Annotated in this window: 26 protein-coding genes; 15 read left to right on the top strand and 11 right to left on the bottom strand. The window is 71.4% G+C overall.

The annotated features are described in order from the left end of the window. Nucleotides 1-6: 6 nt before the first annotated feature. On the top strand, nt 7-606 hold the full coding sequence (leuD, locus tag DJ010_RS17440) for a 3-isopropylmalate dehydratase small subunit (RefSeq protein WP_109696096.1): 600 nt from the start codon (nt 7-9) through the stop codon (nt 604-606). A 12-nt stretch (nt 607-618) separates the two neighbouring features. On the opposite strand, the gene DJ010_RS17435 is transcribed toward leuD, so the two are convergent. Genes DJ010_RS17435 through sfnG form a run of 5 tightly spaced genes read right to left on the bottom strand, consistent with a single transcriptional unit; the run spans nt 619 to nt 5,212 of the window. Beyond that, entirely contained in the window at nt 619-1,146 is a 528-nt protein-coding gene (locus DJ010_RS17435; protein WP_211318853.1) for a flavin reductase family protein, read from the bottom strand. After that, nucleotides 1,143-1,676: an NADPH-dependent FMN reductase gene (locus DJ010_RS17430; protein ID WP_109696094.1), complete on the bottom strand. Its 534-nt coding sequence runs from the start codon at nt 1,674-1,676 to the stop codon at nt 1,143-1,145. The genes DJ010_RS17435 and DJ010_RS17430 overlap by 4 nt, the downstream gene beginning before the upstream one ends. Beyond that, complete coding sequence (locus DJ010_RS17425; RefSeq protein WP_109696092.1) at nt 1,673-2,836, bottom strand: LLM class flavin-dependent oxidoreductase; 1,164 nt, start codon at nt 2,834-2,836, stop codon at nt 1,673-1,675. Before DJ010_RS17425 ends, DJ010_RS17430 begins: the two co-directional genes overlap by 4 nt. A 7-nt stretch (nt 2,837-2,843) precedes the next feature. Then, nucleotides 2,844-4,082: an SfnB family sulfur acquisition oxidoreductase gene (locus DJ010_RS17420; protein WP_109696090.1), complete on the bottom strand. Its 1,239-nt coding sequence runs from the start codon at nt 4,080-4,082 to the stop codon at nt 2,844-2,846. Further along, nucleotides 4,082-5,212, bottom strand: a complete 1,131-nt coding sequence (gene sfnG, locus DJ010_RS17415) for a dimethylsulfone monooxygenase SfnG (RefSeq protein ID WP_109696088.1) — start codon at nt 5,210-5,212, stop codon at nt 4,082-4,084. The genes DJ010_RS17420 and sfnG overlap by 1 nt, the downstream gene beginning before the upstream one ends. A 152-nt stretch (nt 5,213-5,364) precedes the next feature. Between sfnG and DJ010_RS17410 the strand changes: the two genes are divergently transcribed. Further along, complete coding sequence (locus tag DJ010_RS17410; RefSeq protein ID WP_109696086.1) at nt 5,365-6,279, top strand: LysR family transcriptional regulator; 915 nt, start codon at nt 5,365-5,367, stop codon at nt 6,277-6,279. A gap of 12 nt (nt 6,280-6,291) precedes the next feature. Here the strand turns inward: DJ010_RS17410 and DJ010_RS17405 are convergent, their stop codons facing one another. Further along, nucleotides 6,292-7,716, bottom strand: a complete 1,425-nt coding sequence (locus tag DJ010_RS17405; RefSeq protein WP_146207381.1) for a TolB-like translocation protein — start codon at nt 7,714-7,716, stop codon at nt 6,292-6,294. Nucleotides 7,717-8,026: 310 nt separating this feature from the next. On the opposite strand from DJ010_RS17405, the gene DJ010_RS17400 reads away from it, so the two are divergent. Further along, on the top strand, nt 8,027-10,012 hold the full coding sequence (locus tag DJ010_RS17400) for an LTA synthase family protein (protein ID WP_109696082.1): 1,986 nt from the start codon (nt 8,027-8,029) through the stop codon (nt 10,010-10,012). A gap of 207 nt (nt 10,013-10,219) precedes the next feature. After that, nucleotides 10,220-10,846, top strand: a complete 627-nt coding sequence (locus DJ010_RS17395) for an HU family DNA-binding protein (RefSeq protein ID WP_109696080.1) — start codon at nt 10,220-10,222, stop codon at nt 10,844-10,846. Nucleotides 10,847-10,877: 31 nt separating this feature from the next. Here DJ010_RS17395 and cofC read toward each other — a convergent pair whose 3' ends face one another. Beyond that, the gene (gene cofC / locus DJ010_RS17390) at nt 10,878-11,531 is read right to left on the bottom strand and encodes a 2-phospho-L-lactate guanylyltransferase (protein WP_109696078.1); all 654 of its coding nucleotides are present in this window, start codon (nt 11,529-11,531) and stop codon (nt 10,878-10,880) included. An 85-nt stretch (nt 11,532-11,616) separates the two neighbouring features. Here cofC and DJ010_RS17385 point away from each other — a divergent pair, with 85 nt between their 5' ends. From DJ010_RS17385 to DJ010_RS17375, 3 genes are read left to right on the top strand one after another with little or no spacing between them, the layout of a single operon-like run. After that, entirely contained in the window at nt 11,617-12,369 is a 753-nt protein-coding gene (locus tag DJ010_RS17385) for a lysophospholipid acyltransferase family protein (protein ID WP_109696076.1), read from the top strand. Beyond that, complete coding sequence (locus DJ010_RS17380) at nt 12,366-13,367, top strand: NAD(P)H-dependent glycerol-3-phosphate dehydrogenase (RefSeq protein WP_109696075.1); 1,002 nt, start codon at nt 12,366-12,368, stop codon at nt 13,365-13,367. Before DJ010_RS17385 ends, DJ010_RS17380 begins: the two co-directional genes overlap by 4 nt. Nucleotides 13,368-13,369: 2 nt before the next feature. Further along, nucleotides 13,370-14,710 (top strand): adenylate/guanylate cyclase domain-containing protein, encoded by a 1,341-nt coding sequence (locus tag DJ010_RS17375; RefSeq protein ID WP_109696073.1) that lies wholly within the window; start codon nt 13,370-13,372, stop codon nt 14,708-14,710. Here the strand turns inward: DJ010_RS17375 and DJ010_RS17370 are convergent. Continuing rightward, entirely contained in the window at nt 14,707-15,822 is a 1,116-nt protein-coding gene (locus DJ010_RS17370) for a trans-sulfuration enzyme family protein (protein ID WP_109696071.1), read from the bottom strand. The genes DJ010_RS17375 and DJ010_RS17370 overlap by 4 nt on opposite strands. Nucleotides 15,823-15,846: 24 nt before the next feature. Here DJ010_RS17370 and DJ010_RS17365 point away from each other — a divergent pair, with 24 nt between their 5' ends. After that, entirely contained in the window at nt 15,847-16,917 is a 1,071-nt protein-coding gene (locus tag DJ010_RS17365; protein WP_109696069.1) for a D-alanine--D-alanine ligase family protein, read from the top strand. 4 nt (nt 16,918-16,921) lie between these two features. Here the strand turns inward: DJ010_RS17365 and DJ010_RS17360 are convergent, their stop codons facing one another. After that, complete coding sequence (locus DJ010_RS17360; protein ID WP_158283049.1) at nt 16,922-17,356, bottom strand: DUF3515 family protein; 435 nt, start codon at nt 17,354-17,356, stop codon at nt 16,922-16,924. A 38-nt stretch (nt 17,357-17,394) separates the two neighbouring features. Then, nucleotides 17,395-17,631 (bottom strand): Lrp/AsnC family transcriptional regulator, encoded by a 237-nt coding sequence (locus DJ010_RS17355; RefSeq protein ID WP_109696065.1) that lies wholly within the window; start codon nt 17,629-17,631, stop codon nt 17,395-17,397. 127 nt (nt 17,632-17,758) lie between these two features. On the opposite strand from DJ010_RS17355, the gene DJ010_RS17350 reads away from it, so the two are divergent. Next, nucleotides 17,759-18,739: a thiamine-phosphate kinase gene (locus DJ010_RS17350; protein ID WP_211318852.1), complete on the top strand. Its 981-nt coding sequence runs from the start codon at nt 17,759-17,761 to the stop codon at nt 18,737-18,739. Between the two features lie 140 nt (nt 18,740-18,879). On the opposite strand, the gene rpmB is transcribed toward DJ010_RS17350, so the two are convergent. Then, nucleotides 18,880-19,065: a 50S ribosomal protein L28 gene (rpmB, locus tag DJ010_RS17345; protein ID WP_109696063.1), complete on the bottom strand. Its 186-nt coding sequence runs from the start codon at nt 19,063-19,065 to the stop codon at nt 18,880-18,882. Between the two features lie 126 nt (nt 19,066-19,191). On the opposite strand from rpmB, the gene DJ010_RS17340 reads away from it, so the two are divergent. The 6 genes from DJ010_RS17340 to rpmF all read left to right on the top strand — a co-directional run bounded on the left by DJ010_RS17340 (nt 19,192) and on the right by rpmF (nt 25,131). Beyond that, nucleotides 19,192-20,853, top strand: coding sequence for a DAK2 domain-containing protein (locus DJ010_RS17340; protein WP_109696061.1), 1,662 nt, complete (start codon nt 19,192-19,194; stop codon nt 20,851-20,853). A gap of 10 nt (nt 20,854-20,863) precedes the next feature. Continuing rightward, on the top strand, nt 20,864-23,092 hold the full coding sequence (locus DJ010_RS17335; RefSeq protein ID WP_109696059.1) for an ATP-dependent DNA helicase RecG: 2,229 nt from the start codon (nt 20,864-20,866) through the stop codon (nt 23,090-23,092). A gap of 7 nt (nt 23,093-23,099) precedes the next feature. After that, nucleotides 23,100-23,690 (top strand): 16S rRNA (guanine(966)-N(2))-methyltransferase RsmD, encoded by a 591-nt coding sequence (gene rsmD / locus DJ010_RS17330; RefSeq protein WP_109696057.1) that lies wholly within the window; start codon nt 23,100-23,102, stop codon nt 23,688-23,690. 18 nt (nt 23,691-23,708) lie between these two features. Next, nucleotides 23,709-24,212 (top strand): pantetheine-phosphate adenylyltransferase, encoded by a 504-nt coding sequence (gene coaD / locus DJ010_RS17325; protein WP_109696055.1) that lies wholly within the window; start codon nt 23,709-23,711, stop codon nt 24,210-24,212. A 95-nt stretch (nt 24,213-24,307) separates the two neighbouring features. Continuing rightward, entirely contained in the window at nt 24,308-24,871 is a 564-nt protein-coding gene (locus DJ010_RS17320) for a YceD family protein (protein ID WP_109696053.1), read from the top strand. A 74-nt stretch (nt 24,872-24,945) separates the two neighbouring features. Next, on the top strand, nt 24,946-25,131 hold the full coding sequence (gene rpmF, locus DJ010_RS17315; RefSeq protein WP_056924925.1) for a 50S ribosomal protein L32: 186 nt from the start codon (nt 24,946-24,948) through the stop codon (nt 25,129-25,131). The last annotated feature ends 15 nt before the right edge of the window (nt 25,132-25,146 follow it).

The following is a 25,146-nucleotide window of genomic DNA, read 5'->3' as shown; positions in this document are numbered from 1 at the left end:
TTCCTCATGGAGAAGTTCACCAGCCACACCGGCGTCGGCGTCCCGCTCAAGCGCAGCAACGTCGACACCGACCAGATCATCCCCGCCGTCTACCTCAAGCGGGTCACGCGCACCGGCTTCGAGGACGGTCTGTTCGCCGCCTGGCGCAACGACCCGGACTTCGTGCTCAACCAGCCGGCCTACGCCGCCGGTTCGGTGCTCGTCGCCGGACCCGACTTCGGCACCGGCTCGTCCCGCGAGCACGCGGTGTGGGCGCTGCAGAACTACGGGTTCAAGGTCGTCCTCTCGGCGCGGTTCGCCGACATCTTCCGCGGCAACTCCGGCAAGGCCGGCCTGGTCGCCGGGCAGGTCGACGAGAAGGTCGTGCAGGCGCTCTGGGACTACCTCGAGGACAACCCGGGCGGCCAGATCACCGTCGACCTCGAGGCGAAGACCGTCAGCACGCCGGACGGCGAGGTCCAGGACTCCTTCGACATCGACGACTACACGCGGTGGCGGCTGCTCGAGGGCCTCGACGACATCGGCATCACCCTCGGCCACGAGGACCAGATCGCCGCCTACGAGGCCACCCGCCCGAGCTGGAAGCCCGCGACGCAGCACGCGTAGGCGGCGACCTGGTCAGACGGCCATCCGGCCGAAGGCGCTCCGGTGGAAGACCAGGGGCGAGCCGAGGTCGGAGTCGACGCCGTGCTCGACCGCGTGCAGCAGGAGCAGCACGATCGTGTGGTCGCCGGCCTCCACCTCGCGGTAGATCGAGCAGTCGAACCGCGCCACGCCCTCGTCGAGGGTGACGGCACCCGCGTCGGTCACCGTGACCGGCACGCCGTCGAACCGCTGGTCGACGGGTCCGGCGAGCTGGCGGCAGACCTCGCCGTGGTGCTCGGCGAGCACCGTCAGGCCGAGCCGGCCGGCGCGCCGCAGGTCGGGCCACGTCTTCGACGAGTTGGCCAGCGACACCGACACGAGCGGCGGGTCGAGGCTGACCGAGGTGAACGAGCTCGCGGCGAGCCCGACCAGGTCGCCGTCGACCTCGGCCGCCACCGCGACCACCCCGCTCGGGAAGCTGCCGAACGCCGCCCGCAGGCGGGTCGGGTCGAGATCCTGGTTGGTGGTGATGCCGGTCAGCGTGTTCTGCGGGGTGATCATGCCGAGACTCCTCGGGGTCGACTGAGCAGGGCGGAGATGGCGGGTCGGGCGCCGGCCAGCCAGTCGGCGTAGGCGGCGGGATCGTCGTACTCCTTGTCGAGCACGTAGAGCCCCGTCGTGGGCACCAGGGCGCCGAGGTGGGAGAGCAGGGGCCGCAGGCCGATCTCGGGCGCGAGCGCGTGGGCCGGACCCGCGCCGAGCATCAGGGGTACGGCGACGCCGGCCAGCTGCCCGACCGAGAACCGGTCGAGGAACAGCTTGAGCAGGCCGGTGTAGGTCGCCTTGTAGGTCGGACAGGCGACGACGACGAGGTCCGCCCTGCCGACCTGGGTCGCGAGGTCGTTGACGCTCGCGGCCTGCCAGTCGACGAGCTCGGCGCCGATCGTGGCGAGGTCGACGACCAGGTCGGGTTCGGTGCCGGTGAGCTCGCGGGCCAGGAAGGTCGCCGCGTCGAGCGTGCGACTGGCCGGCTTCGGGTTGCCGACGACGACCGCGGTCCGGGGAGGAGGGGAAGCGGGGTCTGCGGTCACGAGGCGGCCCGCCCCACGGTCGCGAACGGCACCGCTGCGTTGTGGTGCCGCGGGGGCCGGGGGTCCTGCCAGAGCCCGCGCTGCCCCAGGATCGGCAACACACCCTCGCCGAACCAGTACGCACCCTCGAGGTGCGGGTAGGCCGAGAGGATGAACTCCTCGATGCCGAGCGCGGCGTACTCCTCGATCCGGTCCGCGACCTCCTCGTGGCTGCCGACGAGCGCCGTGCCGGCGCCGCCGCGCACGAGCCCGATGCCGGCCCACACGTTGGGATAGACCTCGAGCTCGTCCGAGCTGCCGCCGTGCAGCGCCAGCATCCGGCGCTGGCCCTCGGACTCGCTGCGGGCCAGGCCGTCCTGGACCCGGCGGATCGCGTCCTCGGGGATCTGCGCGAGCAGCCGGTCGGCCTCGGCCCACGCGGCCGCGGAGGTGTCGCGGGTGATGGTGTGCATCCGGATGCCGAACCGGATCGGCCGGTCGTCGCGGCCCTCGGCCGCCGCGAGGTCGCGGATCCAGTCGATCTTCTCCTTGACCGCAGCGGGCGGCTCGCCCCACGTCAGGTAGACGTCGGCGTGGCGCGCCGCCACCCGACCGGCGGCGGGGGAGGACCCACCGAAGTAGATCTCCGGCACCGGGTCGGGGATCTGGTCGAGCGACGCGGCGGCGACCTTCACGTGCTCGCCGTCGAGGTCGACGGTCTCGCCTGCCCACAGCCGGCGGACCACCGCGAGGAACTCGTCGCACCGCGCGTAGCGGCCGTCCTTGTCGAGGAAGTCGCCGTACATCTGCTGCTCGTGCTGCTCACCCCCGGTGACCACGTTGAGGAGCAGCCGGCCGCCGGTGAGGTTCTGGAACGTCCCTGCCATCTGCGCGGCGAGGAACGGCGAGACCAGCCCGGGGCGGAAGGCGACCAGGAAGCGGAGGCGCTCCGAGGTCTGGCTGAGCATCGCGGTCGACAGCCAGGCGTCCTCGCACCAGGCGCCGGTCGGGGTGAGGGCGGCGTCGAACCCGTTGTCCTCGGCCGCGCGGGCGACCTGGGTCAGGTAGGCGACGTCGCCGGGGCGGCCGGGGTGACCGGGGTTGACGCCGTGGCCGCCGCCGACGACGTGGCGACCGTCGCCGCCGTTGGTGGGCAGGAACCAGTGGAAGTTGAGTGTCATGAGGTCCTCAAAGCTGTCCGTGTCGGGGTGGGAGGGTGCCGTCGATCGCGTAGCGGCCGAGGTGCTGGACCTTCCACGCGGCGGGATCGTGCAGGGTGTGGGTGCGGGCGTTGCGCCAGTGCCGGTCGAGCACGAGCGACGCCAGCGCCGAGCGGGTGCCGCAGACCTCGAAGAGCCGGCTGCCCACCTCGACGGCGGCGGCCGAGGTCGCTGCTCGCGCAGCGGCGACGGCCATGCTCGACCGGGCCGCCGTGCCCTCGCGAAGGTCGGCGTTGGCCCGGTCGACCGCGCGCCCGGCCTCGGCCAGCAGCGCCTCGGCGCCCCGGACCTGCAGCTCGAGCTCCCCGAAGGCGTGCACCACCAGCGGGTCCTCGGCAGCCCGCTCGACGCCGGCGTCCGGGTAGGGCCGGCTCTTGGTCGTCACGAACTCCGCGGCGTCGGCGAGTGCCGCCCGCGCGATGCCGGCGTCGATCGCCGCGTGGAGCACCTGGGCGAAGGCGCCGAACGTCTGCGGCCGCTCGAAGGTCAGGTGGTACGGCGTGATCCGGTCGCCCGGCACGCGAACCTCGTCGAGCCTCACGGTCCCGCTCGCGGTGGTGCGCTGCCCGACGCCGTCCCAGTCGTCGATGACCGTGACGCCGGGTGCGTGCCGCTCGACCCAGGCCACGTGGAGCGGACCGTCGTCGTCGAGGTGCGCCAGCACCGGGATCCAGTGCGCGAAGAGGGCTCCGGTGCAGTAGCCCTTGGTGCCGTCGAGCACCCACTCCTCCGCCCGGGCCGCGCCCGCGCCGACCCGGGGACCGAGCGGACGCAACGTGGTGGCGTGGTCGCGCACGTGCTTCGACCGGATCTCCGACTGCGCGTTGCCGAACCGCGCACCGCGCAGCACGTCGCCGAGGAGGGCGCGCTTCTGCTCGTCGGTCCCGACCTCCCGCAGCACGTTGACGTAGGCGAAGTGGCTGTGCGGGATCTGCGCGACGTTCGGGTCACCGGCGGCGATCAGTCGCATCACCTCGGTGACCGTCGCGACCGGCAGGTCGGCACCGCCGTACTCCTCCGGCACGGTGATCGCGAGCAGGCCCGACGCCGACAGCTGCTCGAGCTGCTCGACCGGCAGGATCCGGCGCCGGTCACGCTCGGCGGCGCCGGCGGCGAACCGGGCGCCCAGATCGCGTGCGGCCTCGACGGCCTGCTCCGAGGTCAGCACCGGCACGCCGGTGCCGACCGGGGACTGGAGGGCAGTCATCAGACGCGCTCCAGCTCCGCGGCCTCGAGCTCGCGGACGATCGGGAGCACCTCGCGACCGAAGTACTGGACGTCCTCCTGGAAGTGCAGGAAGCCGAGGAGGAAGAGGTTCACGCCCTCACGCTTGTAGGCGAGCATGCGGTGGGCGATCTGCTCCGGGGTGCCGACCAGCCCGGTCCGGAAGCCGTCGTTGTACTGGACGAGGTCGGCGAACTCCGAGTCCTGCCACATGCCCTTCTTGTCGCCCGTCGACTGCCCGGCCTGCTTGACCGCCGAGCCGAAGCCCTCGACGGCCTCGTGGTCGGCCTTGTCGATGATCTCGCGGAGCACGTCGCGCGCCTCCGCCTCGGTGTCCCGGCCGATCAGGAAGCCGTTGACGCCGAAGCGCACGTGCCCGGGGCGGCCGTGCACGGCGGCCACGTCGCTGACGTCGCGCACCTGCTCGGCGATGCCTTCGGGCGTGTTGCCGTTCATGAAGTACCAGTCGGTGACCCGGCCGCCCATGCCGCGGGCGTCGGTGGAGTTGCCGCCCATGAAGATCTCGGGGTGCGGGCGCCCGGGGACGTCGTACGGCTTGGGCTTCAGGTCGAAGTCGTGCAGCCGGTAGAAGTCGCCGTTGAGCTCGGCGTGGTCGCTGGTCCAGATCTCGCGCAGGTAGCGGATGAACTCCTCGGACCGGCGGTAGCGCTCGCCGTGCTCGAGCCACGGCTCGCCGAGCTTGGTGAACTCGTCCTTGAACCAGCCGCTCACCACGTTCACGCAGAAGCGGCCCTTGGTGTACTGGTCCGAGCTGGCGACCAGCTTGGCGAGGACGCCGGGCTGCCACAGGCCGGGGTGGACCGCCGCGATGACCTTGAGGCGCTCGGTCGCCAGCGCGATCGCCAGGCTGATCGAGGTGGACTCGTGTTGGTAGGCGGCGCCGTAGCCCGCCATGTAGCGCACCTGCGAGAGCGCGTAGTCGAACCCGTTGTTCTCGGCGAGGCGGCCGAGCTCGATGTTGTAGTCGAGGTTCCAGTCGGTGCGCTGCTCGATCTTGCTGACCACGAGGCCACCGCTGACGTTGGGGACCCAGTAGGCGAACTGGAGCGGCTTCGCGAGGTTCTCTGGGTCGAGGGGCGGGGTGCTGGACATGGGCTCTCCTGCGGTTTCTGCGCATGCGTGCGGCGTGGCGTTTGCTGTTTGTCTACCAAGTTACTAGAGTTTGGATCCGGCACAAGCCGGTGGATGGCAGGTGTCCGGGATCGCTCCATCGGGCGGGCCTCTCACGGAACAAGGCGGACAACATGCGGATCGAACAACTCGAGTACCTCGCGGCGGTGACCCGGCACGGATCGCTCAGGCGGGCCAGCGAGAAGCTGCACCTCTCCCAACCCGCGCTCAGCGAGTCGGTGACCAAGCTCGAGCGCGAGCTCAAGGTCACGCTGCTCGACCGGCGGCGTACGGGCGCCCGGATCAGCAGGGAGGGGCGCGAGCTGCTGCCCTACATGGAGGAGGTGCTCGCTGCCGTCGACCGGCTCCGCGCCGCGGCCGGCGACCAGCGCGCCGATGCCCGCCTGATCCGGCTCGGCACCGTGCACGCGGCGACGGCCACGCTGCTGGTGCCGGCCGTCCGGGCGTTCCAGTCCAACCGGCCGGCGGCGACCGTCGAGGTGCTGACCCTGCAGCAGTCGCAGATCGACGAGGGGCTCGCCGAGGGCACCCTCGACCTCGGGCTCGTCAACGTGCTCGACGGCGACGACGCGCCCACGGGCCTGGTCGGCACCGACCTGCTGCACGGTCGGCCGGTCGCGGTGCTGCCGGCGGACCACCCGCTCACGGCGCAGACGCAGGTGACGATCGAGGACCTGCGCCGCCAGCGATTCGTGATGATGCGGGCCGGCTACCTCATGCACCGCTACGTGCACCGGGTCTTCGGTGCCGACCTGCCGCACGCCACGCACAGCACCGACGGCGCGGAGATGGGCAAAGCGCTCGTCGCCGAGGGCCTCGGTGTCACCGTGCTGCCGGACTACAGCGTGCTCGGCGACCCGCTCCACCGCGCCGGCCTCATCGCCACCCGCCCGATCGCGGGAGACCCGACGCTGGTCACGCTGGTCGTCCGGCAGCGGACCACCCTGCCGGTCTCGCTGCAGGTGCGCGAGCTGCACGCTGCGCTGCTGGCGCGGGCCGAGCAGTACCGGGCGGCGCAGGCGTCCTGAGCCGACCGCCGATCAATCAGCGGGTGGCGCGTCCCAGGCGAACAGGTCCACCACCCGATTGATGTCTCCTGGGACGTACTCCTTCTGCAGAGCGTCGATGGTGAAGACGATCGTGGATCCGTCGCCGCTGATGCGCGGAGCAGAGAAGAAGGGATCCGACCCATCCGGCGGGCCGACAGGTGGGTCGGGCACCACGACGTCGACGATGCCTGTCACCCGATCGGCCCGGAGGACCTGCTCGTCGATCACGTCGATGCTCAGGTAGGCGACGTACCGACCGTCGGACGAGATGTCTGCAACGGCCGGCCCTGCGCTGGGGTCGGGGTAGGGACGCGGCGGCTGCGCGACGACCTCGACATCACCCGTCTGGCGATCCCACACGACTGCCGCGCGGGCGGAGCGGGATGGCTCGGACGGCACGATCCGGGCCACATAGGCCACGAACCGTCCATCCCCGGACATTGCGGTATGTGTGACATCGACATCCTCGACGGGTCCGCGTAGGCCGAACGGGTCGACGGGGATCTCCTGAGTGGTGCCGAGACGTCTGTCGGTGAGCCTCAGCTCACGGTTGTTGGGATACATGCTGGGGGACAGGTCAGGAACGTCGACCGCGTACGCGATGAACCGTCCGTCATCGCTCATCGATACCGCGAACATGTCTTCGATGCCGTATCCGCGCGGCGTGTCCGGCGTCGGAACCTGATCGGCCTCGCCAGTCTCCCGGTCGAGCACGTAGAGGTCCATCGCCTCGTCAACGGGCGACGGCGAGATATCGGGGGCGCTCGTCGCGAATGCCAGGAAGCGACCGTCGCGGGAGAGCGCCAACGGGCGGACCACGTACGCCCCGCGCGGCACGCCGACCACGACCGAGTTGCGCCCACTACGACGGTCCCACCAGTACAAGTCACCACTCCGGGTGGGATCGTGGGCCACCAGCTTTCGAGCTTTCGACCAGTAGACGACCCATCGCCCGTCGCCGCTGATGAGCGGGGTGAACGAATAGTTCGTCGGTCGCCCATCGAGTCCGCGAGTGATGAGCGTGGTCCGGCCTCGCTCCCGGTCGCGGAGGAAGATCTGCAGGCCGGGCCGTCTCTGGGACGGGTCGGCCCAGGTCGCAGCGGAGGCGAAGACTGCGAACCGGCCGTCATCGCTGAGGTCGAAGCCGTTGTCGCCGGACCGCTCGTCGCCCAGGCGCTCGTCGGAGTCGACGGACGCGATCGTCAACGGTCCGGTCATGTCCGGTCGTGGATAGACCGAGCGCACGACCTTTCGTGGTGTCGCGACGGCCGGTCGGCTGCCTGCTCGAGGGGCGAACGCCCGAACGGTCAGGATCGGTGCCGGGTTGGCGGGCGGTCTGACCAGGACCTTCGCGAACCGGAAGTCGCCGGCTCTCGTCGATCGCGTGCGGGCGACGCGCTTCCAGACGTCGTACATCGTGTCGAGCACCTGGAGGTGGACGGGGCGGGTTCCGGGACGTCCGAGAGAGCCGGTCAGGACCACGTTCGCGTTGATCTCGACGACCCGTGGGGCGCGCAGGACCGCCGCCGGACGTTGGCGCGTGACCTCGCGGTCCTCAGGGCTCACGGCTTCGCCCGGCGTCGGGAGGAGCCCACTGGCGGCGACGAGACACGCAGCAGCGGCCGCGACTCTCCGAGACTGGTGCACTGGACAAGTCTGCGGCAGGCGGTTCCGCACCGCCGCCCAATTGAAGGGATTCGCCTGCCCGCAACCTACGATTGGCCGCGTGTCCACCTCGTCCGTCGCCGATCCGCCGCTGCCGGCAGACGGGGATGACGGGGACGAATCGCCAACCCCCGGAGCGGTCGGGACGCCCGACGCCGGGGCGACGCCGAAGGCGCCGTACGGCGTCGCGGTGGTCCTGCGCCGCGGCGCTCTGCTCTCGCTCCTGGTCGCCGTCGTCCTGACGCTGGCTCTCGAGGTCTCCACGCTCTGGCGCGGCGACCCGCGCTGGATCAGCGACCAGTTCGTCCACTACGTCGGGTTCTACGTCGACACGATCGTGATCTGGCTGTGCCTGCTCTTCCTCTGGTCGCTGATCGGGCGGCTGTGGTGGGCGATCGGGCTGTTGTCGGCGATCGTCATCCCGCTCGCTGTCGCCAACCGGGTCAAGATCGACTTCCGTGAGGAGCCGGTCTACCCCAGCGACGTCGACTTCCTGAGCGAGCCCGGGTTCCTCAGCGCGTTCGTGTCGCCGACCCTGGCGGTCCTGCTCGCCGTCGGGCTGGCGCTGCTCGTCGCCGGGTGCGTGTGGATCGGTCGGCGCCTCGCCCTCCGCTACCCGCGGCCGTCGCTACGAGCGCTGCCGCGCCGCGAGGCCGTCAGGCTCGGGCTGCTCCGTGCCGGCGTGCTCGTGCTGACGGCGACGCTGCTCTTCCAGACGACGAAGTTCAACGAGCCCGGCAACATCTGGCGCAAGGCCTACGAGGTGCGCGGTGAGCACTGGCGGTACTGGAACCAGAAGACGAACTACCGCAGCAACGGCTTCGTCGGCGGGTTCCTCTACAACATGCCGATCTCTGCGATGGCCTGGCCCCTGCTCTACAGCGAGCAGCAGATGGACCAGGTCTCCGACCGCTACGCCCGGGCCGCCGACCGCATCAACCGTGGGCGCACCGGCACCCTGGACGACGTCAACGTGATCCTCGTCCTGAGCGAGTCGTTCACCGACCCCACCAACCTCGAGGGCTTCGAGCTCGAGCGCGACCCGATCCCGCAGACCCGCGCAGTGATGGGGGAGACGACCAGCGGCACGATGCTCGCGCAGCTGTACGGAGGCGGCACGGCCAACATGGAGTTCGAGACGCTGACCGGCCAGTCGATCGCGTTGTTCCGGCCGCAGATGGTCTCGCCGTACCAGATGCTCGTCCCCAACTACGAGGACTACCCCTCGGCCGTCGGCTGGTTCAAGTCGCAGGGACACCGCGCGATCGCGATCCACCCCTACATGATCGGCCTCTACAAGCGCGAGCAGGTCTACGAGACGTTCGGCTTCGAGGACTTCATCCACGACACGACCATGCGGTCGACTGAGACGATCGACGACAACCCCTACATCGACGACCACGCCGCGTTCGACGAGGTCCTTCTCCAGATGGAGGAGAGCGACGACCCACTGATGGTCAACCTCGTCACGATGCAGAACCACATCCCGGTCGACGACCATTACGACGACCCGATCGGCGTCAGCGGCATCGGCGACGACCAGGCCGACCGGATCGGCCAGTACGCACGAGGTTTGGAGCACACCGATGTGGCATTGGCGGACTTCCTCTCCGACCTCGAGGCGAGTGACGAGAAGTCGGTCGTGCTCTTCTACGGCGACCACCTGCCCGGCATCTACGACGCCGAGGTGAAGAACGCGAACGACGACGGGCTCGGTCTCTACGAGACGCCGTTCTTCGTGTGGAGCAGCGAGGGCAACCGCCGTCGACCGATGCCGCTGACCAGTCCGTCGTTCTTCCTGCCGCTGCTCTACCAGGTCGCCGATGCGCCGGTGCCGCCGTACCTCGCGCTCCTCGACCGGCTGCACGGCCGCGTCAGCGCTCTGCAGCAAGGACGGATCGTCACCAGCGATGGCGCCGAAACCCCCGAGAATTCGTTGGATCCGAGGTCGGAACAATTGCTCGACGACCTGCGCCTGGTGCAGTACGACTTCTCGATCGGGGAGCGATACTCGGTCGATCGCATGTGGCCGGGCGCGGACGACTGAGAACGTCCCGAAACACGCTCCTGTGGCGAAAGGGGCGTGAATTGGCCGAATTCGGCGCTCTTTCGCGAAAAAACCCGTCGGAATCGCGGCGTGGTGATTGTGAGGCCGCCGCCGAATGCCTAGCGTGCCGAACAAGGAAGCCGGGCGGGGGCCCGGACCAAACGGCCCAGGAACCGGCTAGAGGCGGTTCCGGCGGAAGGACAAGTAGTGAACAAGTCTCAGCTCATCGACGAGCTCGCCACTCGATTCGACGGCAACCGCAAGGCTGCCGCCCATGCACTCGACTCCGTGCTCGACACGATCACCCGCCAGGTCGCGAAGGGCGAGAAGGTCGCCATCACCGGCTTCGGGTCCTTCGAGAAGGCAGTGCGCAACGCGCGCTGGGTCCGCAACCCGCAGACCGGTGCGCGCGTGAAGACCAAGAAGAAGGCGGTTCCGAAGTTCAGCGCCGGCGCCGACCTCAAGAACGTCGTCTCCGGTGCGAAGAAGCTGCCGGCCGTGAAGGCGGCCGCTGCTCCGGCGAAGGCCGCCGCGAAGAAGGCAGCGGCTCCGGCCAAGAAGGCGGCGGCGACCGCCAAGAAGGCCGCCGCTCCGGCGAAGAAGGCTCCGGCCAAGAAGGCGCCCGCGAAGAAGGCTCCGGCCAAGAAGGCGCCCGCGAAGAAGGCTCCGGCCAAGAAGGCACCGGCGAAGAAGGCTCCGGCCAAGAAGGCGCCCGCGAAGAAGGCTCCGGCCAAGAAGGCACCCGCCAAGAAGGCACCGGCCAAGAAGGCACCGGCGAAGAAGGCCCCGGCCAAGAAGAGCACGGCGAAGAAGAGCACCGCGAAGAAGAAGTAGTCGCCGCCGATCAACCTGCGACGGGCCGTCCTCAGTGCGAGGGCGGCCCGTCGTCGTTGTCGAGGACCGAAGGCAACGCCGAGGGCAGCGTCGACCGCGTCGCCGGCCCGACACCGAGCGCGACGGCGACGCGCAGGCTGACCAGGTCGTCGACGTCCTGTCGCAGCCCGGCGAGCTCTCCGGCCAGCGGTTCCGCACCGTCGGCGGCGTGCGCCGCGGCCGAGCCCGGTCCGAACCGAGGCGCGAAGTCGTCGTACGTCGCGGCGTAGAGGGTGGTTCCGGTGCCCGCGGCGTCGGCGACGTACGCCGTCGGGCCGGTGATCGACGTCAAGGCGGTCCGCAGCTCGGCCGGCCGCAGCGCGGGCAGGTCCGCGAGGAGCGCGACGGGACGCAGGTCCGGCCACCGGCGGGCGGCTTCGGCGACCGCCTGCACCAGCGCCGGGTTGAGGCCGTTGCTCCCGTCGGGCAGTGCGTCCGCGCCCATCGCGACCACGGTCGATGCGAAGTAGGCGTCGTCGGTGGTGACCAGCACCCGAGCGACTCCAGGCGTCTCCAGGCACGCCGCCACCGTGTCGACGGCGAACGCCGTCGCGAGGGCCGCCCGCTGGTCGGCGGGCACCCCGACCAGTCGCGACTTCCCGATCCCCGGGGGCTTCACGGGGATCACGACGACGTGCTGGCTCACTCGTCGATCCTGTCAGGTGCCCGAGCCGGGATGCTGCCGGGGCGCTGTCGGGTCGACGGGGTCGCGGGCCGGTAACGTGCCCCTCGTGAGGGTCCGCAAGGTGCAGGAGAAGCGCAACTGGGCGATCGGCCTGGCGGTGGTGATCATCAAGCCGACGCTGCTGGCGACGACCGAGCGCGAGTGGATCGGCGGGGAGGAGAACTTCCCGGCGAAGGGCGGCTGCGTGGTGGCGCTCAACCACCTGTCGCACATCGACCCGCTGACCGCGGCCCTGCTCTTCTACGACCACGGCCGGATCCCGCGCTACCTCGCCAAGGACGGGCTGTTCCGCAACAAGGCGCTCGGGTTCTTCCTGCGGTCGGCGGGCCAGATCCCGGTCTACCGCGACACCGCCGGCGCCGTGGACGCCTACTCCGCCGCGGTCGCGGCGGTCGGTCGCGGCGAGGCCGTGATCATCTATCCCGAGGCGACGATCACCCGTGACCCCGACCTGTGGCCGATGCGGGGCAAGTCCGGCGCGGCGCGGATCGCGCTCGAGACAGGGTGCCCGGTGATCCCCGTCGGCCAGTGGGGCGCACAGGACATCCTGCCGCCCTACACGAAGAGGCCGTTCCTCTTCCCGCGCAAGAAGCTCGTCGCGCGCATCGGCGAGCCGGTCGAGCTGTCCGACCTCGCGGCCAAGGAGCCCCGCACCCCCGAGGTGATCAACGAGGCGACCGACCGGATCATGGCCGCGATCACCCACCAGCTCGAGCTGATCCGCGGCGAGCGGGCGCCGGCCGAGCGCTACGACATGCGGGTCCACGGCGACCGCTTCAAGAAGAAGAAGGCGTCATGAGCAAGGTAGCGGTCCTCGGCGCGGGATCCTGGGGCACCGCCTTCGCGATGGTGCTCGCCGATGCCGGCAACGACGTGATGATCTGGGCCCGTCGGGAGGAGGTCGCCGCCTCCATCAACGACCGTCGCGAGAACGTCGACTACCTGCCCGGCATCGAGCTGCCCCGCACGATCTCGGGGACCGCCGATCCCGAGCAGGCGCTGTCGGGCGCGGACGTGGTGATCCTGGCGGTGCCGTCGCAGTCGTTGCGCGCGAACCTCCCGGCCTTCGTGCCCTACCTCGAGCCCGACTCCGTGCTGGTGTCGCTGATGAAGGGCATCGAGCTCGGCACGCTCGAGCGGATGAGCGAGGTGATCCAGGAGGTCGCCGACGTCGACGCCGGGCGCATCGCCGTCGTGAGCGGGCCCAACCTGGCCAAGGAGATCGCCCGGCGTGAGCCGGCGGCATCCGTCGTCGCCTGTGCGGACGAGGACGTCGTCACGATGCTGCAGAAGCGCTGCCACTCCCCGGCGTTCCGGCCCTACACCAGCGTCGACGTCCTGGGCTGCGAGCTCGGGGGGGCCTACAAGAACGTGGTGGCGCTGTGCGTCGGCATGGCCGTCGGGCTCGGCTTCGGCGACAACACGACCGCCTCGCTGATCACCCGCGGGCTCGCCGAGACGGCCCGGCTCGCGATGCGGCTCGGCGCCAACCCGCTGACGCTGATGGGCCTCGCCGGTCTCGGCGACCTCGTCGCCACCTGCTCGTCGCCGCTCTCGCGCAACCGCACGTTCGGCGAGAAGCTCGGTCTCGGCATGACCGTCGACGAGATCTACGCCTCGACCCGTCAGGTCGCGGAGGGCGCCAAGTCCTGTTCCTCGATCCGCGCGCTCGCCGAGAAGACCGGCGTCGAGGCCCCCATCGCCGAGCACGTCGACGAGGTCGTCGCCGGTCGGATGACCACGTCGGAGATGATGGAGGCGTTCATCAGCCGCGACCCGAAGGCCGAGATGTACTGAGGATGTCCGTCGAGCACGTGGTCCGGTACGTCGATTCCGGTGGGCTGCAGATCGCCTTCCAGACCATCGGCCGCGGCACTCCGGACCTGGTGTTCGTCGCCGACGCCGGCACCAGCCTCGACACGCTCTGGGAGCACCCCGAGATGCGCGCGTTCTACGCGCAGTTGGCTGCCATCGGTCGGCTGATCGTCATCGACCCGCGCGGCGTCGGGCTGTCCGACCCGATGGAGCACCTGCCGCCCCTGGAGGACTGGGTCGACGACGTGCGCGTTGTCCTGGATGCGGTGGGTGTCGATCGCGCGACCCTGATCGGGCACGGGTACGGCGGCCAGCTCTGCCTGCTCTTCGCCGCGGTGCACCCAGACCGTACGACTGCCGTCGTGAGCGTCAACGGCTACGCACGCCTCCGACGGGCGCCCGACTATCCGGCGGGATTCCCTCCCGAAGCGGAGGCGGCGGTGTTGGAGCAGATCCAGGCTTCCTGGGGATCGGGTTCGCGATTGGCCTGGACAAGTCCGGACACCGTCAGGAACTCGCAGGACCTCGAGTGGTGGGCGCGCTGCGAACGCGCCTCGGCTACCCCGCGCCGCGCACAGGTGCGTCAAGCCTTCGCCTTCGACGTCGACATCACCGATGTCCTGCCAGCGATCGCGGTGCCGACGCTCGTGATCTTCTCGAGCGACGACCCCTACATCCGCCGTGGCCACGCCGAATACCTCGCCGCCCGAGTGAACGGCGCTCGACTGGTCGAGATCCCGGGCTGTCATTCGCCGATGTTGAACGATGCGCGGGAGGCCCTGGTCGGGGCCGTGTCCGAGATGCTGACGGGCACGTCCTACCGCCCGCCGCCGGACCGAGCCCTGATGACGGTGGCGTTCACCGACATCGTCGACTCGACCCGGCGAGCGGTCGAGCTGGGCGACCGGCGCTGGCGGGAGCTGCTGCAGCTGCACGACGAGGTCAGCGCGCGCGAGGTACATCTCGCGCGCGGACGTGTCGTCAAGTTCACGGGTGACGGGATGATGGCGACCTTCGACGGGCCAGCGCGGGCGGTCCACTGCGTGCGATCTATCGCGCAGATCCTTGAGAAGGTCGGAGTGCCGGTGCGGGCGGGGGTTCACACCGGTGAGGTCGAGATCCGCGACGACGACATAGGAGGCATCGCCGTCCACATCGCGGCTCGGATCTCAGCACTTGCGCGCGGGGGCGAGACCCTGGTGTCGTCGACGGTGCGCGACCTGGTGGCCGGTTCAGGACTCGTCTTCGACGATCACGGCGAACGGGTGCTCAAGGGCATACCCGACCCGTGGCGGGTGTTCGCCGTCGCGCACCACGCCCCCTAGCGGCCCGTCTGCCTCGCGAGTGCGGCGCCATCGAGCGCCTGCTCCAGGTCGGCCCACAGGTCCTCGACGTCCTCGATGCCGACGGAGAGGCGCACCAGGCCCTCGGGGATGGTCTGCGCCTCCGCCTTCCAGCGCCGGCGCCGCTCGAGCGTCGACTCCACGCCGCCGAGCGAGGTGGCGTGCACCCAGAGCCGCACGCCGCGCCCCAACCGGTCGGCGGGCTCGGCCCCGCCGGCGAGGACCGCGGCGACGATCCCGCCCCAGCCGGGATAGCGGACCTCCTCGACCGCCGGGTGCTCGCCCAGCCGGCGGGCCAGCTCGGCGGCGTTCGCCTGCGCGCGGTCGAGCCGGACGTGCAGGGTGCGCAGGCCGCGGAGCGCCAGCCAGGTCTCGAACGGCCCGGGCACCGCACCGACCAGGTCGCGGCGGCTCTTCAGGGCGTCGAGCACCTCGTCGTCGGAGGTGACGAGGGCGCCGAGCTGCACGTCGCTGTGGCCGGCGAGGTACTTGGTCGCCGAGTGCACGACGATGTCGGCGCCCAGCGAGAGCGGCTGCTGGAGCAGGGGAGTGGCGAACGTGTTGTCGACGACGACCCGGATGCCGAGCTCGTGCGCGGCGTCGGCGAGCGCCGGGATGTCCGCGAGCTCGAGCGCCGGGTTGGTGGGCGACTCGATCCAGAGCAGTGCGCAGTCCTCGTCGTCCTTCATCGCAGCGACCACCGCCTCGGTGTCGGCGATGTCGACCAGCCGGCTGCGGAGCCGGCCGCGCGCCTCGAGGTCGGCGAGCACCATCACCGTGCCGCTGTAGGAGTGACGGGGAGCGACGACGCTGCCGCCCTGGCCGACCAGGTCGAGGACGGTGGTCACCGCGGCCATCCCCGAGGCGTAGGCGAGCGCGCGGCCGCCCTCCAGCGAGCCGAGCACCTCCTCGAACGCCGCCCAGGTCGGGTTGCCGTAGCGGCCGTACTCGAGGTCTCCGGTCGCGACGTACGTCGACGCCATCGTGATCGGGTGGTTCAACGGGGCGTCGGGCTCGTGGGCAGGGCGGCCGCCCGTCACCGTGATCGTCGCCGGTCGCAGGTCCGGTGTCGGCCGGTTCGTCGAGGAGGGCATGGGGCAACGGTAGGGTCCGAGGCGATGACCGCGCCTGCTGGGTCCTCCGGACGCCGTACCCGCGTGGCCGTCGTCTTCGGCGGTCGCTCCTCCGAGCACGCGATCTCCTGCGTCACCGCGGGCAGCGTGCTGCGGGCGCTCGACCCGGAGCGGTACGAAATCGTCCCCATCGGCATCGCGACCGACGGTCGTTGGGTGCTCGAGAGCGGCGACCCGGACCGGCTCGCGATCGCAGGTCCCGACCGGCTGCCCGCCGTCGACGGCGACCGGACGCCGGCGACCATCGGCGACGTCGACGTGGTGTTCCCGCTGCTGCACGGGCCGTGGGGGGAGGACGGCACCATCCAGGGGATGCTCGAGATGGCCGGGGTGCGGTACGTCGGCTCCGGCGTCCTCGCCTCCGCGGTCGGGATGGACAAGGCCTACCTCAAGGTCGTGCTCCAAGCCGCCGGGCTGCCCGTGCTGCCGTCGATCACGGTGACCGTGCGTGAGTGGGTCGCGGACCCGGCCGCCGTGCGGCAGCGGGTGGCCGACCTCGGCTACCCGGCCTTCGTGAAGCCGGCCCGCGGCGGGTCGAGCATCGGCATCGGCAAGGCGCACTCCGCCGACGAGATCGACGCGGCGGTCGAGGGCGCGCTGCGGCACGACCCGAAGGTGCTGGTCGAGGTGTCGGCCGAGGGTGCGCGCGAGGTCGAGGTGGGGGTGCTGGAGGCCCTCGACGGTGGCGTCGAGACGACGATGCCGGCCGAGATCCGGATCACCGGTGACCACGAGTTCTACGACTTCGAGGCGAAGTACCTCCCCGAGGAGGCCACCGAGCTCGACGTCCCGGCCGACGTGCCGGACGCCACGGCTCAGGAGGCGCGAGAGCTGGCCGAGCGGGCGTTCCGCGCCGTCGGCTGCGAGGGCCTGGCCCGGGTCGACTTCTTCCTGATGACCGACGGCTCGCTCATCGTCAACGAGCTCAACACGATGCCGGGCTTCACGCCGCTCTCGATGTTCCCGCGGATGTGGGCCGCGAGCGGCCTCGACTACCCCGCGCTCGTCGACCGGCTGCTCAGCCTCGCGCTGCAGCGCGACACCGGCCTGCGCTGAGACGTCAGAGGTCGCAGGTCCCGGTCTCGCGGAGGTGCTCCTCGACGAGCGGTGACAGCCGGGCCATCGCGCCCGACTCCAGTCCTCGGGCGTCGGCCGGCACGAGGATCTGCACGCGGGGCGCGTGCCACGCCGACGTGACCACCAGGTCGGCGTCGAGGTCGTCGTACTGCTCGGAGGGGATGTACCACGGCACGCCGCTCACCAGCTCGCACTGGGCGCCGGGGCCGAAGCCCTCGGGCTCACCGACCCCGCAGGTCACGACGATCGCCGGGTCGCCGTACGCCGCCGCCGGGGCGTCCGACGGCTCGATCTCCACCCGCTCCTCGTCGGCGAGGGTGTCGGGAAGTGCGTCGGCGAACGCCGCGCAGGCTGCGGCGTCCTCGCCGTCGACGTCGGGGACGTCGACCTCGACCGGACCGCCGCAGGCGGTCGACACGAACAGCAGGCCTACGAGGAGGCCCGCGCGCACGACGTTCAGATGTGGACCACGGGGCAGGTGAGGGTGCGGGTGATGCCCTCGAGGTTCTGCACCTTGGAGACGACCAGCTTGCCCAGCTCGTCGACGTTGCGGGCCTCGGCGCGCACGATCACGTCGTACGGGCCGGTGACGTCCTCGGCGAGCGTGACGCCCTTGACCTCCGCGATCGCCTTGGCGACCTCAGCAGCCTTGCCGACGTCGGTCTGGATCAGGATGTAGGCCTGCACCACCATTGGTCGCACTCCCAGGAGACTCGAGGTCAAACGGACGGGGACCATCCGGGGACGGTCACGACGGCAACTTACCGCGCACCCGGCCCTCCTGCCTCTTCGGCGGTGACCGATCTGGTGGGATGGCACCGTGCCCGACGCGCTTCCCGCTCCCGACGCCACGCTGGCCGACCTCGGCGAGTTCGGCCTCATCGACCGCGTCGCCGCGATCGTCCGCGAGGTCGCGCCCGGGGAGGACGTGCTGGTCGGCCCCGGCGACGACGCGGCGGTGCTGCGCGTGCGGAAGGGCCACGTGGTGGTCTCCACCGACCTCGTGGTCGAGGGACGGCACTTCCGCACCGACTGGGCCGACGCGGTCGACGTCGGCCACCGCGCCGCCGCGCAGAACATCTCCGACATCAACGCCATGGGCGGCCGGGCGCTGTGGCTGACCGTCGGCTTCGCAGCCCCGCCGACGCTGCCCGCCCGCTGGGCGCTCGACCTCGTGCGCGGGTTCGCCGAGGAGTGCGCCTCCGTGGGGGCCGGCGTGGTCGGGGGAGACGTCACCAGCGCGGACAAGATCACGATCGCGGTCACCGTGCTCGGCGTCTGCACGGTCTCGCCGGTCCTGCGCTCCGGCGCTCAGGCCGGGGACGTGGTCGCTCTCTGCGGCCGCCAGGGCTGGGCGGCCGGCGGCCTGGGCGTGCTGGGACGCGGGTTCCGCTCGCCACGGGTGCTGGTCGACGCCTACCGCCGCCCGGAGCCGCCGTACGACGCCGGCGGGGTGGCTGCCGAGGCCGGCGCCACCGCCATGATCGACGTCTCCGACGGCCTGCTCGCCGACGCCGCGCACGTCGCGCGCGCCAGCGGGGTCTCGATCGACCTCCGCTCGGCGTCCTTCGAGATCCCCGAGCCGCTCCTCGCGGTCGCCGGCGCGACCGGCGCCGACCCGCTCGGCTTCGTGCTCGGCGGCGGCGAGGACCACTCCCTGCTCGCGACCTTCCCCGCCGGGACCGCCCTGCCCGAGGCCTGGACGGAGGTCGGAGTCGTCGCCGCGCCCGGCCCCGACGGCCCCGCCGTCACCGTCGACGGCGCGCCCTACGAGGGCAGCACGGGCTGGACCCACTTCTGAGAGTTGAATCCTCCCTCGTGGCGCGTTGAGTCCTGGGTCGTGGCGTCAACGCGTCCGAAAAATGAACGACGGGACCGAGCCGAGCTCGATCCCGTTCGCCACGCGGCACGATTCAACGCGCCACGAGAGACGATTCGACGTCAGCGGCTGACCTTGCCGGCCTTGAGGCAGCCGGTGCAGACGTTCATGCGCTTCGGGGTGCCGTTGACCACAGCGCGGACGCGCTGGATGTTCGGGTTGAAGCGACGCTTGGTGATCTTGCGCGACCACGGCCGGTTGTTGCCGAAGGCCGGCTTCTTCGCGCAGATGTCGCAGACGGCAGCCACGGGTTGACTCCTACGGATCGATTACTGACTCAAGTTCATGGGTGCCCCGGTGAGAGGGCAACCGGATCAGGTTAGCCGACGGTGGGCCGCAGCCAGAAATCGTGACGTCCCACTAGATTGACCGCCATGGGAGGCGGCATCGAGCTCGACACCGTGCTGCGGTTCGTCGACATCGCCGTGGACGCCCTGTCGGAGGCGCGGGAGGAGATCGACGCCCTCAACGTCTACCCGGTGCCGGACGGCGACACCGGCACCAACATGTACCTGACGATCGCCGCGGCCCGCGACGCCATGCGCGAGGTCCCGGGCGCTCCGAGGCGGGCCGCGCTGGCCGCGTTCTCCCGCGGCGCGCTGCTCGGCGCGCGGGGCAACTCGGGTGTGATCCTCAGCGAGATGCTCGGCGCGATCGCGCGTCGGATCTCCGCCGCGACCGACGAGGACCGCAACGCCGAGGTGATGGCGCAGGCGTTCCAGCAGGCGACCGAGGCCAGCTACGCGGCCGTGGGGGAGCCGGTCGAGGGCACCATGCTCACCGTGGCCCGGGCGGCCTCCGAGGCAGCGGTCACGGCCGCCAAGGACCCGGCCTCGCGCAGTGGCGACGTGCTCCGCGCCGCGGGGGCGGCGGCCCGGGAGGCTCTCGGCCACACCCCGGAGCAGCTCGAGGTGCTGGCCCGGGCCGGGGTGGTCGACGCCGGCGGCCGCGGGATCTGCGTGCTCCTCGACGCCGCCGAGACGGTGCTGACCGGCAAGCGACCGGTGCCGGTGACCCAGCCGCTCGGCCAGCACCAGATCCCGGTGCCGCAGCTGACCCCCGCCGGCGCGGGGGACCTGAGCAGCGAGGGGCCGTCGTACGAGGTCATGTACCTGCTCGACACCCAGGACGGCGAGATCCCACCGTTGCGGGCGCGCCTGGGCGAGCTGGGCGACTCGGTCGTCGTCGTCGGCGGCGACGGGCTCTGGAACGTGCACGTCCACGTCGACGACGTCGGCGCCGCGATCGAGGCCGGCCTCGCCGTCGGCCGGCCGCACCGGATCCGCGTCACCCACTTCGCCGAGCAGGTCGCGGCCGCCGCCGACGGCACCGCCGAGGCGGGCAGCGCGCGGGTCGGCCGCACCGTGATCGCGGTCGCCGCCGGGCCCGGCCTGGCCGAGCTGTTCGCGGGTGCCGGTGCGGTGGTCGTCGAGGGTGGTCCCGGTCGGCGACCGTCGGCGGGACAGCTCCTCGAGGCGATCACGGAGTGCGGTGCGCGGGAGATCGTGATCCTGCCGAACGACCACGACTCGGTCCGCGCCGCCCGGGTCGCGGCGAGCACGGCGGAGACCGACGGTCACGGCCACGGTCACGGTCACGGGCTGCGGATCTCGGTGATCCCGACCGAGGCCCAGGTGCAGGGGCTGGCCGCGATCGCCGTCCACGAGCCCGGGCGCGCCTTCGACCACGACGTCACCGAGATGACCGCCACCGCCCGCCACGTGAAGCACGGAGCGGTCACCATCGCGGTCAAGGAGGCGATGACGTCGGCCGGGCCGTGCCAGGAGGGTGACGTGCTCGGGGTGATCGCCGGCGACTTCGTCGTCATCGGCGACGAGCTCGGCCAGGTCGCGCTGGACGTGCTGACCCGGCTGCTGGCCTCCGGTGGAGAGCTGGTCACCCTCGTGAAGGGCGCGGACGCCGGCGACATCGCCGAGCGGGCCGCCGCCTGGGTCGAGGAGCAGCACCCCCATGTCGACGTCGTGGTGTACGACGGTGGCCAGGAGCGCTACCCGCTCCTTTTGTCCGTGGAGTGAAGGGGACTCGTTGACCACCCTCGAGGCACCGATCGCAGCGGTGCTCGGCAAGGCGACGCCGGCCAAGCGCAAGAAGTTCGAGGACGGCCTGGGCCTGCGCACGGTCGGGGACCTCCTGCGCCACTTCCCGCGGCGCTACCTCGAGACCGGAAGCCTGACCAAGGTCCGCGACCTCCGGGTCGGCCAGTTCCTGTGCGTCGTCGGCGAGATCGTCGAGTGCCGTCAGCACACCTACAAGGACCGGCGCACCGGTCGGCCGGCCTATCGGGTCGAGGCAGTCCTGAGCACCGACGGACCTCGCCTGAAGATGACGTTCTTCGCCAAGAACCAGCACATGTCGGACTGGCACCAGAGCCGGGTGGCCAAGGGCCGCCGCGGCGTCTTCCTCGGCCAGGCGGGCCGGTTCCGCGACGAGTGGCAGCTCACGAACCCGGCGATGACGCTCTTCGGCGTCGCCGACGACGAGGAGAGCATCGTCGACGAGATCGGTGACCTCTACCCGATCTACCCGCTCACCAAGGGCCTCCAGACCTGGGACGTCGCGCGCGCCGTCCGTGCCGCGCGGGGGCAGCTCGACCACCTCCCCGAGCTGCTGCCCGACCACGTCCGCGAGCAGTACGACGTGCTCGACGTCGCTCGCGCCTACGAGTGGGTCCACGCCCCGGAGGACCGCTCGCAGGTGGCGCGGGCCCACCACCGGTTCCGGTTCGAGGAGGCACTGGTCACCCAGCTCGTGCTCGCGCGCCGGAGGCGGGCCGTCCGCGAGCTCGGCGCGACCGTCCGCACCGGCGGCGACGGCGCGCTGCAGACCGCGTTCGACGAGCGGCTGCCCTTCGAGCTCACCACCGGCCAGCGCGAGATCGGCGAGCAGATCGCGCGCGACCTCGCCCAGCCGCACCCGATGAACCGGCTGCTGCAGGGCGAGGTGGGCTCCGGCAAGACCCTGGTCGCGCTCCGCGCGATGCTCCGCGTGGTCGACTCCGGTGGCCAGGCGGCCCTGCTGGCCCCCACCGAGGTGCTGGCCCAGCAGCACCACCGCTCGATCGTCGCGATGCTCGGCGAGCTCGCGGACGGCGGCACGATCTTCGGGCCCGGCGAGGGCACCCGCGTCGAGCTGCTCACCGGGTCCATGACCAAGACCCAGCGCACCGAACCGCTCCTGCGGCTCGCCAGCGGCGAGGCGGGGATCGTCATCGGCACCCACGCGCTGCTCGAGGAGACGGTCCAGTTCGCCGACCTCGGTCTGGTCGTCGTCGACGAGCAGCACCGGTTCGGCGTCGAGCAGCGCGCGGCGCTCACCGACAAGGCCGCGATCCCGCCCCACATCCTGGTGATGACGGCGACCCCCATCCCGCGCACGGTGGCGATGACGGTCTTCGGCGACCTCGAGGTCTCGACGCTTCGTGAGCTCCCGGCCGGGCGCGCGCCGATCCAGACCAACGTGGTGCCGCTGGCCGAGCAGCCGACCTGGCTCGACCGGGCGTGGGCGCGCGTGCGCGAGGAGGTCGAGCAGGGCCACCAGGTCTACGTCGTGTGCCCGCGCATCTCCGGCGACGTCGCGGAGGCCGACCAGGACGAGGTCGTCGACGTCGACGAGGACGGCAACCCCGTCGCCGCGCCGCGGTCGTTCGCCGCGGTCGAGGAGGTGGTCGACCAGCTGGCGTCCGGGCCGCTGGCGGGCCTGCGGCTGGCCCGGCTCCACGGCAAGCTGCCCGCCGAGGAGAAGGACGCGACGATGCGCGCCTTCGCCCGGCACGAGATCGACGTCCTCGTCTCCACGACGGTCATCGAGGTCGGGGTCGACGTGGCCAACGCGACCACGATGGTGATCCTCGACGCCGACCGGTTCGGCGTCTCCCAGCTCCACCAGCTGCGCGGGCGGGTCGGCCGGGGCGGCCTGCCGGGACTGTGCCTCCTCGTCACCCAGGTGGAGGACCCGACCTCGCCGGCGCGCGAGCGGCTCGCCGCGGTCGGCGACACCAGCGACGGCTTCCTGCTCAGCCGGATCGACCTCGAGCAGCGGCGTGAGGGCGACGTGCTCGGCGCCTCGCAGGCGGGACGGCGCTCCAGCCTGGAGAACCTCCGCGTGCTCCGTGACGAGGACACGATCGTGGCCGCCCGCGAGGCCGCCGAGGCACTGCTCGAGGAGGATCCGGCGCTCCTCGAGGCCCCGCTGCTCGCCGACGCCGTCACCGACCTCGAGCGCTCCCAGCAGGGCGACTTCGTGGACAAGTCATGAGCGAGCGATGACCCGCATCATCGGCGGCACCGCCGGCGGCCGCCGGATCGAGACCCCGAAGGGGGAGGGGACCCGCCCGACCAGCGACCGGGTCCGCGAGGCGCTGTTCTCGACGCTCGAGGCGCACTTCGGCGTGCTCGACCGGCTCGCGGTCCTCGACCTGTACGCCGGGTCCGGCGCGATCGCGCTCGAGGCGGCATCGCGCGGGGCGTCGTACGTCGTCGCCGTGGAGGCCGACCGCGCCACCGCGAAGGTCGTCGAGCGCAACGCGAAGGCGCTCGGCACGGTCGGGTCGGTGGTGGAGACGGTCGCCCTGCCCGTCGCGCGGTTCCTCGCGCACCCGTCGCGGACGAAGATCGACCTGGTCTTCCTCGACCCGCCCTACCCGTTGGCCGAGACCGACCTCGCTCGCGTCCTGGCGCTGCTCGTCGAGCACGACTGGCTGGCCGACGACGCGCTCGTGGTCGTCGAGCGCGGCTCGCGGAGTCCCGAGCCCGCCTGGCCGGCCGGGCTGACCCCGCTGCGGGGCAAGCGCGGCATGAAGAAGTACGGCGAGACGCGCCTCTGGTTCGCGACCGCTGACGGTGACGCGGCGTAGAGCCACTACGGTGACGGCATGCGACGCGCTGTCTGCCCCGGCTCGTTCGACCCGGTGACCAACGGTCACCTCGACATCTTCGGCCGCGCCGCCGCCCTCTTCGACGAGGTCGTGGTCGCGGTGGGCGTCAACAAGTCGAAGTCGGCGTCCTCCGGCCGGCTGTTCACCTCCGACGAGCGGCTGGCGATGATCGCCGAGGCGGTCACGCCGTGGCCGAACGTGCGGGTGCAGGGCTTCACCGGCCTGGTGACCGACTTCTGCCGCGAGATCGGCGCCCAGGCGATCGTGAAGGGGCTGCGCGGGTCGGGCGACTACGACTACGAGCAGCAGATGGCGCAGATGAACTCCCACCTCACCGAGGTCGACACGGTCTTCCTGATGACCGACCCGAGCATGTCGTTCGTGTCGTCGAGCCTGGTCAAGGAGGTCGCGTCCTTCGGGGGCGACGTCTCCGGCCTGGTGCCGGCCTCGGTCCTGGAGCGCCTCACCGCCCGCCTGGCCGAGCGACGCGCGGGTGCCTGAGCGGGGCTCTCGGTGACCCGGTCAGATTTGGTCGCCAAACCCGCCGACCGTTACGATTCTCGCTGATCTGTTGTGTCCGGACCGGGAGTGATCACATGACCAGCCTGGACCCGAGGGCGCCGCTCGTGCTCGACACTCGCGAGCTCGGCCGCCGCCCGGGGTCCCAGCGGGAAGTGACACGCTCGGCCCCGGCCCCGGCAGATCTGGGCATCGAAGTCCTCAGTGTCCCCGAGGGATCGCCGGTCGAGCTCGACCTGCGGCTCGAGGCGGTCATGGAGGGAGTTCTGGTCACCGGCACGGCGCGAGCCGTGGTCGAGGGCGAGTGCACGCGGTGCCTGGAGCCGATCCGCGACGAGATCGAGGTGACGTTCCAGGAGCTGTTCGTGTACGACGACACTCGGCACGGTGCCCGGGACGACTCCGACGAGGACGACGAGACCAGCAGACTCGAGGACGACCTGCTCGACCTCGAGCCGCTCCTGCGGGATGCGGTGGTGCTCGCACTGCCGTTCCAGCCGTTGTGCCAGCCGGACTGTCCCGGGCTGTGCCCCGAGTGTGGGGCGCGACTCGCGGACGACCCGGACCACGGGCACCAAGCAGCGGTGGATCCCCGGTGGGCAGCGCTGGCCGAGCTCAAGGAAGACCTGGGCCCGAGCTAGGGCCCGAAGGACCAAGACGGCGAACCGTCCGGACACCCGCAAGGGGCCGGCCGGACGAACACGAGGAGAAGACAGTGGCTGTTCCGAAGCGGAAGATGTCGCGCAGCAACACGCGGCACCGTCGCTCGCAGTGGAAGGCCGTCGCCCCCACGCTGGTGACCTGTGCCAACCCGGCCTGCGGTGCGAAGCACCTGCCGCACCGCGCGTGCGGCACCTGCGGCCAGTACGGCGCGCGCGCCGACCGTCGCCAGGTCCTCTGACCCGGACCGCCTGAC

The sequence above is a fragment of the Nocardioides silvaticus genome (genome assembly GCF_003160695.1).
GTDB lineage: Bacteria > Actinomycetota > Actinomycetes > Propionibacteriales > Nocardioidaceae > Nocardioides > Nocardioides silvaticus.
Note: the sequence above shows the minus strand (reverse complement) of the source record. Positions and strands in the feature narration are given on the sequence as shown.

Coding starts and splice junctions, on each gene's coding strand:
- DJ010_RS17410 (WP_109696086.1), top strand. CDS start 5,365: ATGCGGATCGAACAACTCGAGTACCTCGCGGCGGTGACCCGGCACGGA.
- coaD (WP_109696055.1), top strand. CDS start 23,709: ATGCGACGCGCTGTCTGCCCCGGCTCGTTCGACCCGGTGACCAACGGT.
- DJ010_RS17420 (WP_109696090.1), bottom strand. CDS start 4,082: ATGACTGCCCTCCAGTCCCCGGTCGGCACCGGCGTGCCGGTGCTGACC.
- rsmD (WP_109696057.1), top strand. CDS start 23,100: ATGACCCGCATCATCGGCGGCACCGCCGGCGGCCGCCGGATCGAGACC.
- DJ010_RS17405 (WP_146207381.1), bottom strand. CDS start 7,716: ATGTACGACGTCTGGAAGCGCGTCGCCCGCACGCGATCGACGAGAGCC.
- leuD (WP_109696096.1), top strand. CDS start 7: ATGGAGAAGTTCACCAGCCACACCGGCGTCGGCGTCCCGCTCAAGCGC.
- DJ010_RS17435 (WP_211318853.1), bottom strand. CDS start 1,146: ATGATCACCCCGCAGAACACGCTGACCGGCATCACCACCAACCAGGAT.
- DJ010_RS17355 (WP_109696065.1), bottom strand. CDS start 17,631: ATGGTGGTGCAGGCCTACATCCTGATCCAGACCGACGTCGGCAAGGCT.
- DJ010_RS17370 (WP_109696071.1), bottom strand. CDS start 15,822: ATGCCCTCCTCGACGAACCGGCCGACACCGGACCTGCGACCGGCGACG.
- sfnG (WP_109696088.1), bottom strand. CDS start 5,212: ATGTCCAGCACCCCGCCCCTCGACCCAGAGAACCTCGCGAAGCCGCTC.
- DJ010_RS17375 (WP_109696073.1), top strand. CDS start 13,370: ATGTCCGTCGAGCACGTGGTCCGGTACGTCGATTCCGGTGGGCTGCAG.
- DJ010_RS17340 (WP_109696061.1), top strand. CDS start 19,192: ATGGGAGGCGGCATCGAGCTCGACACCGTGCTGCGGTTCGTCGACATC.
- DJ010_RS17365 (WP_109696069.1), top strand. CDS start 15,847: ATGACCGCGCCTGCTGGGTCCTCCGGACGCCGTACCCGCGTGGCCGTC.
- DJ010_RS17380 (WP_109696075.1), top strand. CDS start 12,366: ATGAGCAAGGTAGCGGTCCTCGGCGCGGGATCCTGGGGCACCGCCTTC.
- DJ010_RS17425 (WP_109696092.1), bottom strand. CDS start 2,836: ATGACACTCAACTTCCACTGGTTCCTGCCCACCAACGGCGGCGACGGT.
- DJ010_RS17320 (WP_109696053.1), top strand. CDS start 24,308: ATGACCAGCCTGGACCCGAGGGCGCCGCTCGTGCTCGACACTCGCGAG.